The 17,535-nt window shown below is 38.4% G+C and carries 14 protein-coding genes; 5 read left to right on the plus strand and 9 right to left on the minus strand.

The genetic code is table 11. The features are described 5' to 3' along the window. Window positions 1–330: 330 nt before the first annotated feature. Both RMN97_RS07500 and RMN97_RS07505 read right to left on the minus strand, forming a co-directional pair. On the minus strand, window positions 331–2,184 hold the full coding sequence (locus RMN97_RS07500; protein ID WP_309613901.1) for an adenylate/guanylate cyclase domain-containing protein: 1,854 nt from the start codon (window positions 2,182–2,184) through the stop codon (window positions 331–333). Continuing rightward, on the minus strand, window positions 2,185–2,523 hold the full coding sequence (locus RMN97_RS07505) for a hypothetical protein (RefSeq protein WP_309613902.1): 339 nt from the start codon (window positions 2,521–2,523) through the stop codon (window positions 2,185–2,187). Window positions 2,524–2,716: 193 nt separating this feature from the next. Here RMN97_RS07505 and RMN97_RS07510 point away from each other — a divergent pair, with 193 nt between their 5' ends. Continuing rightward, window positions 2,717–3,604: a YitT family protein gene (locus tag RMN97_RS07510; RefSeq protein ID WP_309613903.1), complete on the plus strand. Its 888-nt coding sequence runs from the start codon at window positions 2,717–2,719 to the stop codon at window positions 3,602–3,604. Window positions 3,605–3,640: 36 nt separating this feature from the next. Further along, window positions 3,641–4,186 carry an HD domain-containing protein gene (locus tag RMN97_RS07515; RefSeq protein WP_309613904.1) on the plus strand — a complete coding sequence of 182 codons (546 nt, stop codon included), beginning with the start codon at window positions 3,641–3,643 and terminating at the stop codon, window positions 4,184–4,186. 245 nt (window positions 4,187–4,431) lie between these two features. On the opposite strand, the gene RMN97_RS07520 is transcribed toward RMN97_RS07515, so the two are convergent. The 6 genes from RMN97_RS07520 to RMN97_RS07545 form a co-directional block, all read right to left on the minus strand. Then, on the minus strand, window positions 4,432–4,965 hold the full coding sequence (locus RMN97_RS07520) for a YceI family protein (protein ID WP_309613905.1): 534 nt from the start codon (window positions 4,963–4,965) through the stop codon (window positions 4,432–4,434). A 30-nt stretch (window positions 4,966–4,995) separates the two neighbouring features. Next, entirely contained in the window at window positions 4,996–5,274 is a 279-nt protein-coding gene (locus tag RMN97_RS07525; RefSeq protein ID WP_309613906.1) for a hypothetical protein, read from the minus strand. 10 nt (window positions 5,275–5,284) lie between these two features. Continuing rightward, the gene (locus tag RMN97_RS07530) at window positions 5,285–5,542 is read right to left on the minus strand and encodes a hypothetical protein (RefSeq protein WP_309613907.1); all 258 of its coding nucleotides are present in this window, start codon (window positions 5,540–5,542) and stop codon (window positions 5,285–5,287) included. 410 nt (window positions 5,543–5,952) lie between these two features. Further along, window positions 5,953–6,888, minus strand: coding sequence for a nuclear transport factor 2 family protein (locus tag RMN97_RS07535; RefSeq protein WP_309613908.1), 936 nt, complete (start codon window positions 6,886–6,888; stop codon window positions 5,953–5,955). 214 nt (window positions 6,889–7,102) lie between these two features. Beyond that, window positions 7,103–8,020: a pseudouridine-5'-phosphate glycosidase gene (locus tag RMN97_RS07540; protein WP_309613909.1), complete on the minus strand. Its 918-nt coding sequence runs from the start codon at window positions 8,018–8,020 to the stop codon at window positions 7,103–7,105. Continuing rightward, window positions 8,013–8,936, minus strand: coding sequence for a PfkB family carbohydrate kinase (locus RMN97_RS07545; RefSeq protein ID WP_309613910.1), 924 nt, complete (start codon window positions 8,934–8,936; stop codon window positions 8,013–8,015). Before RMN97_RS07545 ends, RMN97_RS07540 begins: the two co-directional genes overlap by 8 nt. Window positions 8,937–9,134: 198 nt before the next feature. Between RMN97_RS07545 and RMN97_RS07550 the strand changes: the two genes are divergently transcribed. Beyond that, entirely contained in the window at window positions 9,135–9,686 is a 552-nt protein-coding gene (locus RMN97_RS07550; protein ID WP_309613911.1) for a nuclear transport factor 2 family protein, read from the plus strand. Between the two features lie 97 nt (window positions 9,687–9,783). Here the strand turns inward: RMN97_RS07550 and RMN97_RS07555 are convergent, their stop codons facing one another. Next, complete coding sequence (locus RMN97_RS07555) at window positions 9,784–12,330, minus strand: T9SS sorting signal type C domain-containing protein (RefSeq protein ID WP_309613912.1); 2,547 nt, start codon at window positions 12,328–12,330, stop codon at window positions 9,784–9,786. Between the two features lie 381 nt (window positions 12,331–12,711). Between RMN97_RS07555 and RMN97_RS07560 the strand changes: the two genes are divergently transcribed. Both RMN97_RS07560 and RMN97_RS07565 read left to right on the plus strand, forming a co-directional pair. Continuing rightward, window positions 12,712–13,101 (plus strand): hypothetical protein, encoded by a 390-nt coding sequence (locus tag RMN97_RS07560; RefSeq protein WP_309613913.1) that lies wholly within the window; start codon window positions 12,712–12,714, stop codon window positions 13,099–13,101. 21 nt (window positions 13,102–13,122) lie between these two features. Then, the coding region (locus RMN97_RS07565) for a PKD domain-containing protein (RefSeq protein WP_309613914.1) at window positions 13,123–17,535 on the plus strand (4,413 nt) is incomplete at its 3' end.

Raw genomic sequence — 17,535 nt, forward strand, 5'->3', positions numbered from 1 at the left:
TATTGGGTGAATCCATGAGAAAGAAAAAAAGCATTAATAAAGTATAATTTTTAACTATTTTTGAATAATAACTGACACATGAAAAAAAGTAGTTTTAGGTAAAAATTCTGGTGGTCAATTTGAACCGGAATCGGGTGGTCACTTTAAATCGGAATTGGGTGGTCAATATAGTCGGAATTTGCAGTCATAGTGTATAAAATCACTCGAAGTGACGGCTTAAGGGATACGTCAGTTCGAGTGTTTTTTGTGGATCTCGTCTTTTGGGACGAGAGGAATAAAAAATGTATCGAGAACCGTTATTTATTTAAAGCTTCGCGCTAAGCATTACACTTAGGGCTTTGCCCCTGTTACAAAGTACATTTTCATCATGCCTCGGTTTTTAACTTCAATCTCGCCACGATACTCGCAGTTGAAACGGTCTTTAACCAGTGCAAAGGTGTTTTCGGAGATGTTTATTTTGCCGGGTTCAGAGCAGGATTCCATACGAGAGGCAATGTTAACGGTATCGCCCCAAATGTCATAGGCAAATTTCTTTATCCCCACTACACCAGCTACTACTGGACCGGTATTAATACCAATACGTATTTCAAAACGGGTTTGTTGCGTGCTATTGTTTTGTAAAGACTCCTCTACAAAGGCAGCAATTTCCATTGCCGCCTGCATCACTTTGTGGGCATGGTCTTCGGTAGCAAAGGGCAAACCTCCGGCACACATATAAGCATCACCAATGGTTTTTATTTTCTCTAAACCGTAGGTTTCCATAATGGAATCAAACTTAGAAAAGTAGTAATCTACACTTTCAACCAATTGCTCCGGTGATAGGTTTTCGGCATATTGGGTAAATCCTTTGAAGTCGGTAAACAAAACCGTAACCGATTCGAACTTCTTGGCTTTTACCATGCCACTTTGTTTTAGCTCTTGAGCTGTTTCTTCGGGAAGGATATTGAGCAATAGCGTATCGGAGCGGTTTTTTTCTTCTTCAATAATAGCTTTGGTGCGCTGGATGAATTTGTTACGGCGGTATAAGCCCACGGCTACTATAATAATGAGCAAGAGTGTGGTTGCCGTGGCATAGATAAGATTGCGTTGGCGTTTTACGCGTAGTTGTTGGATTTCTTTGTCTTTCTTCAGGAGGTTGACCTGCACTTGTTTTTGGGATACTTCATAATTTGTTCTCAAATCGGCCATTTGCTGCACCGATTTAAGGTTGGTTACACTATCCCTGTAGGCAATGTGATCTTTGAAGTATTGGAAAGCTTCTTTGACTTTGCCTTCTTTTTGATAGAGTTCGGATAGTTTTAAATCGGATTTACTGACCTGCTCTTTTAGTTTGTATTTTTTGGCCAGTTCTAGGCTTCTTTTAGCATAACTAAGCGCTGTTTTGGGGTCATTGTGTTTTTGATAAATATCAGCCATATAGGTCAGGTAATCCGAAATCCCATAGTAGTCTTCTTGTTTTTCGAGCATTTGGACACATTTGCCTATGTTATCCATAGCCAAATCATCTTTGCCTTGCTCGGCATAGACCATGCCTATATTACCCAAGCAGTAGGCATAGCCTGTGGCGTAATCTATTTTTTTGAAAATGGCTTTGGATTCCTCAAAATAGGCTAAGGCGGTATTGAGTTTTTTATTTTTTAAATATTGGTCACCTGCATTTAACAGCGCACTGGCTAACGCAATGGCATTATCTGATTTTCTTAATATTTGTATGGCTTTGGTATAGTATAGCTCTGCGTTTTTGGTATTGCCCATAACCGAATACACATCGGCAATAGCCATAAGGGCCGTTCCTAGCCCCGGTTTATAGGATCCTTTTTCTGCTACTGCTACACTCTTAAAAAAAGCGGCCAGCGCTAAGTTTAAATCTCCGGCAATCCTGTGTTTGTTTCCCTTTTGATAATAGCCCCGATACAGGTATTCATTGTTGTTTTCTTTCTTAGCTAGTATAATCAGCTCTTCGGCATAACGTAATCCCAATTTCAAATCAGTCACTTCATTAAACGATAAATTCCTAAGCAATTCTAATTTTTCAGAATTACTTAGGAATTTACCACTGTTATAGATTTTTGCTAAACTGTCTGCCACTTTTTGCTCTTGAGAGAAAGCAGTGTTACAGATACCAAGGAGTCCGACTATAACAATAGCGACTTTAAAATAATAGATTAAAACGCTTCGCTTCATTTATACATTCACTTGGATTTTTGGGTCTTGGTTGTATTGTGTGGTTCCAACGGTATAATAAATACAGTAGGTTTCTGAATTTCCTGCACTGGCAGAAATCGTTCCCTGCCAAATGCCACTATTACCTACTTGTGGTGCAGGATCCGGATTGAATACATCGGTACTAGTATCATGTATAGCATCAATTGACGCTATACCAGAATTAGGTATAAGTTTCCATTTCACAATGTCTCCATTTTTGACATTGGTTGTAATGTCTGGACCATTGCTTTGTCCATCGTTTAAAATTAAGCCTGTGCCTGTTGCGTTCAAGCTAACTTGAATAACTATTGTTGCCATGATTAAAATATTTAAAGGTTTCTAAATGCGTGTTAAATAGACGATTACTCTAAAATGAAGGGGCAACCTATAAATAAGATTCGGAGTGGATTGTGAACTGTAGGAGAAACAAATGTAGTGTTTTATTTATTAAATTAATAATATTTTTATTAAATTGCTAAGAAATTAATACAATAAACAAAAAATTAACAGCATGAGTTTAGACAAACAATTAATTAACTGGCAAGAAATTGTGCATCCTAAAAACATCCTGCTAAATTTGCTGGGGGTTGCTTTTATAACACTGGCTTTAAAAGGGTTTATGATACCCAATAAGTTTTTAGACGGTGGCGTTATCGGACTTTCTATTCTGGTACACGAGTTAGTTCATGTGCCCTTTGCCTTGCTAGTATTTGTGTTAAATCTCCCTTTTGTCTTTTTAGGAAGGCGGTTATTGGGGAACACTTTTGCCTTGCAATATTTACTGACTTTATCTATACTGGCTATTAGTATGGCTACGATAAACATTGATGCCGTCACCTCAGATAAATTGTTGATTGCGTTATTTGGAGGCTGTTTAATAGGCATTGGCATGGGATTGTGTATCCGAAGCGGCTCGGTTGCGGATGGTTTTGAAATCTTGGCGGTATTGACTACTAAAAAAATAGGACTCAATGTATCCGAAGTTATCTTCGGGATGAATACGTTATTGTTTTTGGCGGCCGCTTGGTATTTTGGGATTACGACGGCTTTGTATTCTATAGTTACCTATTTCTCGGCGGTGAAATCCTTGGATTATGTAGCCGATGGTTTGGAGCAATATACCTCATTGAATATTATTTCATCAAAAAGCGAGGAGATTAAATCGCTAATTGTAGAGAAGTTTGGCAAAGGCATTACGGTAATCAAAGGGGAACGTGGTTATTTGCCGGGCAAATTTAAGGAGAAAACAGATTGCGATATTATTGTAACCATAGTCACCAGATTGGAATTGTTGCGCATTAAAGAGGAAGTTCGAGAATTAGACCCAAATGCTTTTATGTTTATCCATTATATCAAAGAAGCCAGTGGCGGCATATTGCGACACAAACAAAAACATTAACCCGTGAAAAATTGGAATGTTTTATACGATCAAGTTATGACCTGCCTTAAGGAGAAATTAGTCCCTCAACTAACCTACCATCATTGGAAACACACCGAATATGTAGTGCAAATGGCTGAGTATATTGCCTGTCAGGAACATTGTTCTGAAGAGGAAATCCTGCTGGTAAAAACAGCGGCCTTATTTCATGATGCGGGTTTTGTGAATCCCATTACCGATAGTCACGAGGAGGAAGGCATTAGGTTTGCACAAAAAATGCTGCCCGAATATGGGTATTCTAAAAATGAAATTGCGCTTATTACCGGTATGATATACGCTACCAAAATTCCGCAAAAACCCACCAACAAATTGGAATGTATACTCGCCGATGCCGACTTAGAGTATCTTGGTACCGCTAATTTTAAACACATCGGCAATAACCTATTCCAAGAGCTCAAACATGAAAATCCTCATTTGACTATAGAAGAATGGAATGCCATTCAAATTAAATTCCTGCAGGAGCATGTATATCATACCTCCTATTGTCTGAAAAACAGAGCCGAAAAAAAAGAAAAAAACCTCGGGTTGCTATTACAATCATAATAAACTTTTTTGGGAAGGTGGATTTTATTACGCTGCGCTCCATACAGTTCGGCTGTGCCTCTGGTGGTTATTCGGTTATTTGAAAATAATGGTTTGGCTTTTAGAGAGGATTATTGTTTTACAACTGATTTCATACCTCCTAACTTCTGGGCATTTTATCTAGAAGACTTCAAATAACCGAATCACCGAATAACCATATCCCCCGCTAGCGAGAGCAACCAGCTCAATTCAGCTATAGCCTCTGCTTATAACTGCTTCACAAACTCCATTTCTGCGATAAGGCTTACTTCCTCGCCTACTAACATGCCTCCTGTTTCGAGGGTTGTATTCCAACCCAGTCCAAAATCCTTCCTGTTGATTTTTCCGGTGATAGAAAGTCCTGTTTTAAGATTCATCCACGGATCGAGGATTGGTGGGCTGTATTCAGCATCTAAGAGGATACTTTTGGTATGCCCCTTAATCGTAAGCTCTCCCGTTATTTTGTAATTGCCTTCCTTTTCATGACTGATGCCGCTAGCAACAAAAGTTAGGGTAGGATAAGTTACCACATCAAAGAAATCGGTCCCTTTGATGTGGTTGTCACGGTCTTCGTTGTTAGTGTCTATCGAATTGGCTTCGGCAGTAAAACGAATCTTGGAAGTGGTAAAGACATCATCTTCATTTTCAATGGTAGCCTCGATACTGTTGAACTTACCCGATACATTGGTAATCATCAGGTGTTTGATCTTAAAGCCTATTTCGGAATGTGTTGGATCTAAGACCCATACTGATGTTGCCATGAGGTTTTTTTACTTTTATAAAATAAGTTACTATTTTTTCGATGGGGCTGGACTAACTGCTCGTTGTTTCGCTTTTTCTCTAGCTAGTTTTTTAGCAACCTTTTTTTCAGCTCTTTTTGCTGCTTTCTCATTTTCTATACGTTGGGCTTCTATTCGGGTGTTGCGCTCCTGCGTTACCTGAGCAGACGGTTGTGATTCTTGTTCAATTTTGTCATGAATGGCTTCCTGTTGGTCGTCTTGTTTTTCTACTTGCGCCAAAGCCATAGTAGTTCCTGCAAAAAAGAGTACCCCTAAAAATAATTTTTTCATGATAGTTGTATTAAGAATTAACACCTAAGTTTGATTGGTTCGTCGATTTAAACGAATCATCTTCGTCGGTTCGGTGTACCTCAACATTATGGTCTTCTGCCGACTTCGTAGTAATTACAGCAGGATCATAACTATTGGAAGAGGGACTAATATTTTGATCTCTTCCGTCTTCAGGGCCAGGTTGTGAAACAGAATGACGAACTGCATTAGGATTGGTAGGAACACCGTTTTTTAACTTTAATGCGTTGCTGGCAGTTTTAGTTTTCATGATAGTTGTATTAAGATTTAACAACTACTAAATTAGGTTTTAGTCGACCAACACGTTTATAGCATTCTGCGGAAATCTTGTATAATTTTGTGGTTTTTGCATCAGACACTATGTGATAATCGTCAACCTAAATATTCAGGCACCCCTCCAAAGGAGGGGAAATTTAAAAATTATAATTATATAACTTTTAAAACGAATGCTACAACAACGGTATGGTTTGAAAGTGGGACTTTTGTTTATATCAAAACAATGTAGCTGTCAAGAGAAGAAGATATATCACCAAGCTCAAGGTACTTGGTCCTAACAAATAACATTTGAGATATAATATAAATCGTCCCGATATTCTCGGGACGATTTTTTTATGCTAAAATGACTAAGGACGTTAACCTATTATAGGCAAACGAACTTACTTATTCCAATACTTTGGCACTATAATAAGCGGTTTCAGAAATAATTTTACCGGCATCATTAAAATTATCCATAAACATAACCGGTAATACTATTGCTTTTTTATCTTTTTTTCTGGTTAAATTAAAGTTCCACCACGAAAGCACCACTTTGGCATTGCCCAATTCATAGTTTAAATAATCAGGATAACCTACCACATCTATACTGTTAATATCATACTCTTCCAGCATCTTTTTGTCATTAGCTTTTTGTTCTGTAAGTGTGAACGATTTATCTCCAGGCAAATTAATATCTCTAAACTGTACTTTGTCGTCATAATAGCTGTATGATTTGGTATAGTCTTTATTCTCAAAAGCCATAACCATGTTACGAACTACATTGATATACTCGTGGTGGTTGTAAATGGTTCCGTTTTCTCTAACGTCGTAACTTTGATTTATCTCCTCTCCAATACTAGTATCAGAATATTGTATAATTGTCTTGATTTTGTTGTCTTTATTCACAACAAATAGGCGGTGTAAAGGCGTGTCTATCTTTACTCCAGTTTTTTTATGTACTCCTTTTAACTGTTCCCAAGTCTGTACCCAAACAACGTCTTTTTGGTCTTTTTCAGAATACTCAATAGCATCTGGGTAGGCTCCATTAGAGCGCGTAATACTGTAATAATCAAGTTGTTTTTTCCAACTCTTTACGTTTCTTAGATAAGAAGCTTTGTCTTGCCCCTTATCACTTGAGTTAGTGTTTACTCCATTAAAGGATTTAAAATCATCAGCCAAATAGCTGGCTACTTTTACCGAGTCTCCACTAACGAAGGCTTTAGTCATGTCTTCCACTATTTTAATAGCAGGATGGTCGATGTAAACCGTTCCATTGGTCTTTTTTTGAGAGTAAGTGATGCAAGTAAATAGCAACACTACTAACAGTACTGTTTTTTTCATGTTTAAAAATATTGGTTAATAATACTGTTAAATTTAGTTAAATAAATTGATTTTCAGTTCTTTATGTTAATAACTTTATCATACTTGTCATTCCCGCGAAGGCGGGAATCCAAATGCCATATAAGAAAGAAGTTTACGCAAAAATTCTACACAGAAAAGATAAAGGCACTACAATTGGATTACAAAATAGCTGTTAGGTTGTTGGTGCGTTTTTTTAAAGCCCCTGTAATTCTACCGCAACCATTGCGCCTACTTTTGCATTATTTTTTATTAAGGCAATGTTGGCTTCCAAGCTCTCGCCTTCGGTATGATCAGCAATGAATTTTAATAAAAATGGTGTTACTGCTTTGCCTTTTACGCCTTGTTTGTTGGCTTGGCTAAGTGCTTTTAGAATGTGTTTTTCGATAACCTCCGGTTCCATTTCAAATTCGGCCGGAACGGGATTGGCAATTAATACCGAACCGTTTAGAGCTAAATCCCATTTGGCGCGTAAAAGTTGGGCTATCTCATTTGCGGTATCCAAACGAAGCGGAGATTCATAACCACTTTTAGAAAAATAAAAACTAGGAAATTCATCCTGCCCGTAAGTAACTACCGGCACGCCAATCGTCTCCATATACTCCAAGGTCAGACCAATATCCAATATCGATTTTACACCGGCAGCAACTATCGCTACATTGGTCGTTGCCATCTCGGTCAAATCGGCTGAAATATCCATAGTATCTTCTGCTCCACGATGCACACCACCAATACCACCCGTGGCAAAGACTTTTATTCCGGCCATCGCAGCAATTCGCATGGTTGCTGCTACCGTTGTGGCTCCAGGCAATTCTTGCGCAATCACATAGGGCATATCGCGCAAGCTTACTTTCCAAACATCTTTGGTTTTTGCAAAATATTCAATATCGGCTGCAGACAAACCCACCAAACACTTGCCATTTCGAATAGCAATCGTAGCCGGAACAGCTCCGTTTTGTCGCACTACTTCTTCGACTGCTGCTGCCGTAATAGCGTTTTTGGGCCAAGGCATACCATGTGAAATAATAGTAGATTCTAAAGCCACAATAGGCAGGTTGTTATCCAAAGCGTGTTGCACTTCAGGGCTGATGATGATATAATCGTTTTTAGTCATTATAATACGTTTTCTTATGTTTGTATAATGCTGAAGGAGTTAACGAGGTGTCAACAGTACCTTTTCTTTTTAATATTTCCAAAGCTAAAGTGTGTCCCAATTGCAGACAGGTTTTTTCGTCTTCGTTATTCACATACCCAAAAACCCAACCTGCCAACGCAGCATCACCTGCTCCGGTACTATCAACAATCTGAATTGCTGGAACCGACAAATCGATACTTTGTTTAGCTGTATATACTACGGAACCCTTTGCTCCTTTTCGCAGCCAAATGGTTTGCACTCCTCTGTCAAAAAGGGAAACCAATAGCTGTTCTTTTAAAGTATCATCGGTACACATTGCCGCTAGTTCCTCTTCATTGGGTGTCAGCATAAAGACACCGTTTAAATCTAAAGCTGTTAATTTTGCTGCCTTGGCCACCGAAACGGGTTCTATGATAAGTTGCTTGTGGTGATTTTTGGCAAAATGGATTAACCACTGTATGGTTTCACTCTCTAGATTGGTATCGATAATCAATAGTTCAAAACACTTGAGATACTCCGTTTGCGTTTCTAAATACGTCACCGATATATACTTTCCGCAGTTATCCTGACAAACGGCAACATACAAATTGCCATCGGGTTGCAGTATGGAAACATATTTGCCAGTAGCTTCATTAGCTACAATAGAATGATTGCAGGCGATACCGCTTTTATTAAAACTACTTTTTATAAACACCCCATCAGCATCATTTCCGATAGCCGTAATAATAGCAGGACTGACTTTTAAAAGAGCCAAATGCTGTGCAATATTGCTAATTACGCCACCTATACTCGTTGCTTTTTGTGCCGGATTAGAAGAAGCAGCGATGATGCTGTTGTCACAGAAATACAACTCATCTACTAATGAGGCGCCGATACAGAGTACGGTTTTGTTCATAGAAACAAATGTAAAGAAATTTGTGAAGCATAATTCTTCTTCAAAAGTTATCTTTTTTGTTAATAAATAACTTACTCATTTTCAATATGGTAATGTAATAATGTTTACTTTTAGTATCGAATTTACTTCCCCATTTTTATCATAATGGATTTAACATACTGTGGTAATTAACTATTACTAACTTAAATCGATTACTTTATGAAAAAAATGATTTTATTTGCTTTGTGTACTGCCCTATGGGTAAGTTGCAAAAAAGCGGAGCCTTCAGAACCAGCAACTCCTGCCGAACCAACAGCAGAAGCTACCACTCCACCACCAGCAGAATTTGCTGATGCCAAATACACCGAGATTGGCAAAAGTTATATAGAAGCTCTTTCCAAGGGAGATACTGATGCTATGATGGCTGTTTATACCGATGATGCAAAGTATTATTGGAATGCCGGCGACAGTCTGATTGGCAAAAAAGCAATTTCTGATTTCTGGGTTAACAGAAGAAAAAATGTCATCGAATCGATTTCTTTCAAAAATGACATTTGGCTGCCTGTCAAAGTAAACAAACCTCAGCAAAAAATTGAAAAATCCGGCGTTTGGCTATTATCTTGGTACCAAGTTACTGCAAAATATAAAGGAGGAAAGTCAATGTCACAATGGATGCACATGTTATTTCATTTTGATGATAATGATAAAATAGACGAGGTAAACCAATACGTCGATAGAGTGCCAATCAACGAAGCTATGCCGAAGAAATAGCTGATTTTTAAACCTTAAAACAGCACTTAAAAAGTGCTGTTTTTTTTATGGATTTTTTTACAGCACACCAATAATTACCGCTAATTCTAAAAAAAAATTATTTCATTAACGTTTTTTTCGTAAAGCTTTGTTGATTTTCCAAAGTTACTTTTACCAAAAGTATTTGCGGTAAAATTTGAAGTGAACTTGTTTGAAATAAATTAGTATTTAAGTTATTTTGAGTAAATAACAATTTTCCTAGAATATCATATACTTCTACTTTTGTAATAGCCATAGCTGGTGATATTACTTCCAGTTGATGATTTGCGTTAATAATTTTAATATCATTATCGGTTACAGTTGGAATCGTTGTTCCTAATGCTTGATTCGTAAATCGCAATTCGAAACGCTGTTCAAAATTACCATTAGTGGTAACAAAAGTATATGGTGCTTCTTTTAAATTGTGTACTATATTTGTTGTTTTATCTAATAAATAAACATTTTGAGTAGAAAATACTCCATCAAAATCATCTAGATAAACCGATAGTTCTCCGTTTAGAGTCGTACTATATCCAAACGGAATAACATCTGCTTCTGAAAAAGGCAGGCTTTTTCCTTGTATGGCTAAATTATCGGCAGCAACCTTAGTATAAATGGAAACGGTATTCCCGACAGCTAATGTTTTACCATCAAATAAGGAATCAAAATCATTAGTTGCTCCTTGCACATAACCCACTAACATTTGGTTGTAGGCACCTTGAGGACTTCTCAATGAAAGCCAAACACGATGTCTTTCTAATCCTGCTGAAATAGAATTTATAGTTTTTCCCGATGCTCCGTTTTTGAAAAACTGTGAATTATTCCCGGCAAGTCGCATAGTATTATTGAATGTGGCAGAATATGTTCCATTAGCCAAAGTTGTTTTAGCTTCAACAAAGAATCCTTGTCCCGCAGCAATTTTTCCTGTTGGCGTTGGTCCACCACTTGGTGCTGGAATTGTTCTTACAGCGCCGGTATAGTTATATTTTGCATAATCATTGATCGTATAAACATTATTTGTAATTGCCGTGTTGTGTGTCCAAAAATAAAGTGTTCCATTTATAACAGCACTATTCGCTGCTATAAATGAATCGGCATCAAGAGCTGATGGATAAGGATTACCTATCAAATTGTAAGCGGTTGTACTTTTTAAAATTGGCGTGTTGATTACTCCATTTCCGGGAGCACCAACAAAACTGGTTTGCACAATTTGTGTTGGAGCATACGTTAGCCCACTTGGTGCTCTTCCGATGTAACCAACACCTTGTGCCATAGTAGTTGCTCCGGTTTGATATACATAAAGGTTAGTCGTTGGACTAAAACTATACATCAATGAATTTGTTGCCAATTGACTTAAAGTAGCAGACACTACCGGTGATGACCAATAGGTATAATCATATCGTTTGAGTGGAGTAGTTTTTCTTTTATAGGTAATGCTTCCCAAATTTGCAGCAGTATTATTTGTTTGTATTAAACCCGCACCATCTTCAAAGGTTATTGTACCACCGCCTGTAATTTTTATATCATCAGTTATTGATAAAGTATGCCCTGAATTTATAACAACGTTAGCTGAACTCACATGACAGGAACAACCTGCTAAATTTGATGTAGACGAAAAGGTATTAGTGAAGACAATTTTTTGCCCACTTACTGGTGGAGCACCTGTTGACCAGGATGTCCCGTTCCAAGTATCAGTTTGTGCATTAACTGTAGCACTTGTTGTAGGTGAGATACAACCAGATGAATTTTTTGCAGTTACACTATATGTACCAGACGATACAGCTGTAAAAATACCTGTCGTATTTGTATACGTTAAACCATTTATGCTGTAAGTCATTCCTGCACCCGTTGGTGAAGTAATCGTTATTGTTCCTGTTGCAACTGTACAGGTAGGTTGAGTGACAGTAACAACCGGCGTTGAAGTAGCTATACCGGAATTAACAACAACCGTAATTTCCGCTACCGAAATAGGATTTCCAGAAAGTGAAGATTTCATATTAACCTGATAGACATAAGAGCCAGCGGTACTAGGAGCTGTAACGCTATAATTTGGACTACTAGAATATGTTGTTCCTCCTCCGGGAAGACCTGTTCCAAAAAATGAATAGGTGTAAGTTCCATTTGGTGGTGGCGTAGCTAAAAAATTAATGGTGTTGGTTGTACAAACAGGCGAATTGGAAGTCAGACTACCTGTTCCACCCAAATTTATAAGGGCAGTAAAACTTAGGTCTGCACCTGCTCCACCATTACAACTGGCTAACAAATTTGTACCAATGTAAATACGTTCAGAAGCATTACAAGAACCTCCAATAAAATTTCCTCCTGTCTCTATGGTTAATGAAGAACCGTCTCCTAAAGTTAATCTATTATTACCGGGAGAAAAATCTATTGAAGCATTGTTTCTGATTACAAATTGAATAGTACCAAGACAAGACAAATTCAAATCGGCATTCATGTTAAGAGTTGTTGCAGAAGTTCCATTTCCAACATAAACTGTTGTACAGCCAGTAAACGAACTACACGTTAATGTACTTGCGTTTATATTTGTACCTGTAATCGTACATTGTGCGTTTAAGCCTAATGAAAAAAGTAAATAAACAAAAAATGACAGTAAAAAAGTTTTCATATAGTATCGATATACGCAAATCTTCAATGAATAGATTTCAGGTAATGCAAAATTAAAGAATCTATTACTTTCAGGAAATTTTTGTAGTTGTACTGCATGAAAAATCTACGAATAACACTTGGTGAGATTTAGAAAAAAAATGTAATTTAAAGTGCATTTTTATTTTTTTTATATAATTGTTAAATTATTGATTTTAAATATGTTTTTTTGCTTGTTTAAGTATAAGACCCATGAAATATTTAGGTTAAAATATGAATTTTAACAAATCAATTAATTACATTTGATTTATGATTTTATTAACATTTGTTTATAATGGTTAAAGTTTTACTATTTAATTTTATAAAAGAGAGGAGATGCAGTATATTATTATGCTGTGTTGTCTTGTTTTGCCCTAAAATTAATGCTACTACTTTTTATGTTAATGACAATTCAAAGAAAGGAGATATCTATACGACAGCCATCGGAAATGACTCAAATGATGGCACTTCTCCGGACAAACCAAAATTAACTATCCTTTCAGCATATACAATAGCAAAAGAAGATGATACAATTATAGTTGATATTGGAAATTATAATGAAATCTCAATAAAAGGTGAATTGTCATTTCAAAACACTAAGAAAATTAAATTTTTGATAGCTAGTCTTTCTGATGAAGTCTTTTCAAAAATACCTTTACCCATAAACGAAAAAGTTTCCCCAACTGATTTCTATATAAAAAATGACAAACCTATTGATCGTGAAGCCTACTTACGAAATTTACAAAATGAGTAGATAGGAATAAATACCAATAGGATGAAAACTTGGCTTAAATATATATATACATTTATAGTATGTATTGGTTTTACGACCATAACCTATGCGCAACCTTCAAATGACGCTTGTGCAGCTGCTATTCCTATTACGGTTGGTGCTGGAAGTTGTAATTCTATCCTTTATACCAATGTTGCTGCAACAACAGCAAGTGATCCTGTCATACCAGCTTGTTGGTCTCCAAACAGTTTAAGTCACACCGTTTGGTTTTCATTTGTAGCTACTACGGCTGACATTGAAATTTCCACCAATTTTGGGGGGACTTTAGCTAATACTCAATTAGCAGTTTATAGCGGTGCTTGTGGTTCCTTAACTCAAATTGGATGTCAAGAAGACGTAAATACAAGTGGTAGTTTATTTCATACGGATGTTATTTTACGTGGTTTGACAATTGGGAATACTTACTATATGCTTGTAGACGGTAATGGAACTACTACCGGTACTTTTGGTATTTGTGCCCAACAAACTTTGCCTATTGGGCCAGCGTTACCTGTTCAGGATTGTGCCACAGCGCAAACTTTATGCAGTGTTGCCAGTGTTAGCGTTCCAAATGGTGTAGGTGGTGTAGGGATAACGCCTGAAAACCCAACTTGCTTTGGTACTCCTGGTGAACGTTCTTCCAATTGGTATACTTTTACGGTAGCTACTTCGGGAACTTTGGCATTTACGATTACACCAACCGCTGTGATTGATTATGATTTTGCAGTATTCAATACTACATCATCGTGTCCCGGAACTGAAGTGAAATGTAATTGGAGTCCGACTACGGGAGCAAGCGGAACTACGGGTTTAGGATGTTCTGGAGCGCAATGTGAAACTACTTTTACAGTAACTGCTGGTCAAACGTATACTATTTTAGTTGATCGCTACACTGCAACTTCTTCTGCTGGATTTACTTTAAATTTTGCAGGTACCACCGCTACATTTGCAAGTCCAAATCCAACTTTTACTAACACCACAGTTTGTGTTGGAACAGCAACTCAATTTACCAATACTACAAATGGCAACTATACTTATAACTGGAATTTTGGTGATGGTTTTACTTCTAACATAGAAAATCCCAGTCATACATATGCTACAGCAGGAAGTTATAGTGCTACTCTTTTACTGACAGCTGTTCCTGGCGGATGTCAAAATGCTATAACACAAACCGTTACTGTCAATCCCATCCCAACTGTGAACGCCGGTACTGGCGGAACAATTTGTGCTGGAAATTGTATTACATTGGGTGGTTCAACTAACGCTGTTGGGTTCGTTGGGCCAACTTCTTTTACGAATGGAGGAACATATGCCATCCCTGATGGAAGTCTGACAGGCGTATATTCTCCAATAACAACCACAGGTTTATTACCAACAACCATAGCGGCCTCTTCGATTGCTTCTGTTTGTATAAATATGACCCATACCTGGGATTCAGATTTAGATATTTATCTACAATGTCCTGATGGAACCAGGGTTGAATTATCAACTGATAATGGTAGTACTGGAGATAATTATACTAATACGTGTTTTACTCCAACTGCTGCTAGCTCAATTACAACTGGTAGTCCACCATTTACAGGTACGTATTTACCTGAACAATCTTTCAATGTTTTAAATGGCTGTACTGCCAATGGCACTTGGCAACTTTTTGTTCAAGATGATTTAGCTGGTGATACGGGAAGTATTTCGGGTTGGACAATAACATTCAACAATAATCAGCCTGCTTATACTTGGTCACCAACAACAGCCATGACCAATTCTACTACTTTATCGCCCACAGTTTGCCCGACTACAACAACTACTTATACTTTAACCGCAAGTAATGGTATCGGATGCACAGCGACAAGTACGGTTACAATAAATGTAACACCTGCAACCATCATACCTACTTTTAACGCTATTGCTCCAATTTGTTCAGGTAGTGCATTAGCAGCATTACCTACAACATCCATTAATGGAATTACTGGTACTTGGTCACCTGCACTAAGTAATACCTCAACTACAACTTACACTTTCACACCAGCACCTGGACAATGTGCCACGACCACAACTTTAACAGTTACCGTAAAACCATTGCCTTCTGTCACTAGTGCATCGCCAAGCTATTCTATATGTTCTGGTCCAACTCTTGGAACCGCGTCTTCAGCAACGATAAATCTTACTCCAAACCCAGTAGGCGCCAGTATTAGTTGGTCTGGTTCTGATGGCAATAGTGGAACAGGAACTCTCATCAGTTATGCAATCGCAAACAATACTTGTTCAGATCTATTAATAAATTACACCATTATTCCAACCAATAATGGTTGCCCTGGAACAGCATTGATTGTCCCTTTGACAGTAAGGCCAAAACCCATAGCAACATTTACAGTTACACCAAATCCAGTATGTCAGAATCAAAATGCGACAGTTACCTTTACCGGGACTTCTTGTCCGGGAGCAACCTACAATTGGACATGGCCAGCTGGAGTGACTATAGTTACTGGCTCAGGTGCAGGACCTTATACTATTAGTTTTGCATCAGCTACTACATATAATATTTCTCTTCAAGTAGTAGGTCCAGCATCACTTGGAAGTTGTACTTCTCCTTTGGTCACTATTCCTGTAACAGTTTCACCTTTGCCGACTGCAACTATATCCTATGCAACGCCGTTTTGTTCTTCGGTAGCTACTGCACAAGCCGTTACTTTAACCGGAACCGGAGCTTATACAGGGGGAGTTTACTCCTCAACTGCCGGACTGACTATTAATCCTGCAACGGGTGCTATCACGCCGTCGACTTCTACTCCGAATACCTATACTGTTTCGTATACCATTGCTGCTAGTGGTGGGTGTCCTGCCGTGGTGGCTACAACTAGCGTAACCATTACCGCTTTGCCGACTGCAACTATATCGTATGGAACGCCGTTTTGTTCTTCAGTAGCAACAGGACAAGCCGTTACTTTAACCGGTACAGGAGCTTATACCGGTGGCGTCTATTCCTCAACTGCCGGTCTGACTATTAATCCTGCAACTGGTGCTATTACGCCTTCGACTTCTACACCGAATACGTATACCGTTACGTATACTATTGCTGCTAGCGGTGGATGTGCGGCTGTGGTGACCACAACTACCATAACCATTACCGCGTTGCCGACTGCAACTATATCGTATGGAACGCCTTTCTGTTCCTCTGTAGCTACTGCACAAGCCGTTACCTTAACCGGAACCGGAGCTTATACTGGTGGTGTGTATTCCTCTACTGCCGGACTGACTATTAATCCTGCAACGGGTGCAATAACACCTAGTTCCTCTACTCCGAATACGTATACTGTTACGTATACCGTTGCTGCTAGTGGTGGATGTGCTCCTGTGGTAGCCACAACTACAGTAACCATTACCGCTTTGCCGACTGCAACTATATCGTATGGAACGCCTTTCTGTTCTTCTGTAGCTACTGTTCAAGGGGTTACTTTAACAGGAACGGGAGCTTATACCGGTGGTGTGTATTCTTCAACTGCCGGACTGACTATTAATCCAGCTACTGGTGCTATCACGCCTTCGAGTTCTACTCCCAATACGTATACTATTACGTATACCATTGCCGCTAGTGGTGGTTGTTCAGCCGTAGTAGCTACTACAACGGTAACTATTAACCCCATAGTAACACCAACTATTAATTGTGGAGTATCCACTACTACTTCCGTTCAATTCACTTGGACTGCAGTTACTGGAGCTACTGGTTATAACGTTTCTTATCAGATAAATGCTAATCCAACTGTAACTATTGGAGCCATAGGCAATGTTTTAAATTATACTGTAAATAGTCTAACACCAGGTGATACTGTAACAATAACTCTAACACCAACAGGAGGTGCAAGTACTTGCTTTGCTTTTAGTACAGCAACTTGTATTGCTACTAATTGTAATCCACCAACTGCTAACATTAGTTATGCCGGAACTCCATTTTGTTCTACTCTAGCTGCTGCTCAGTCTGTGACCTTAACAGGAACTGGTACTTATACTGGTGGCGTGTATTCCTCAACTGCCGGACTGACTATTAATCCTGCAACGGGAGCTATCACGCCTTCGACTTCAACTCCGAATACCTATACTGTAACTTATACTATTGCCGCTAGTGCCGGATGTACTCCTGTGGTAGCTACAACTACAGTAACCATTACCGCTTTGTCTTCGGCTACTATATCCTATGGAACGCCATTCTGTTCTTCGGTAGCTACTGTTCAAGGGGTTACTTTAACAGGAACGGGAGCTTATACCGGTGGCGTCTATTCATCAACTGCCGGACTGACTATTAATCCAGCTACTGGTGCTATTACGCCTTCGACTTCTGCTCCGAATACCTATACTGTTTCCTATACCATTGCTGCTAGTGCCGGATGTGCTGCTGTGGTGGCAACTACTACAATAACTATT

It is taken from the genome of Flavobacterium sp. (assembly GCF_031381455.1).
GTDB lineage: Bacteria > Bacteroidota > Bacteroidia > Flavobacteriales > Flavobacteriaceae > Flavobacterium.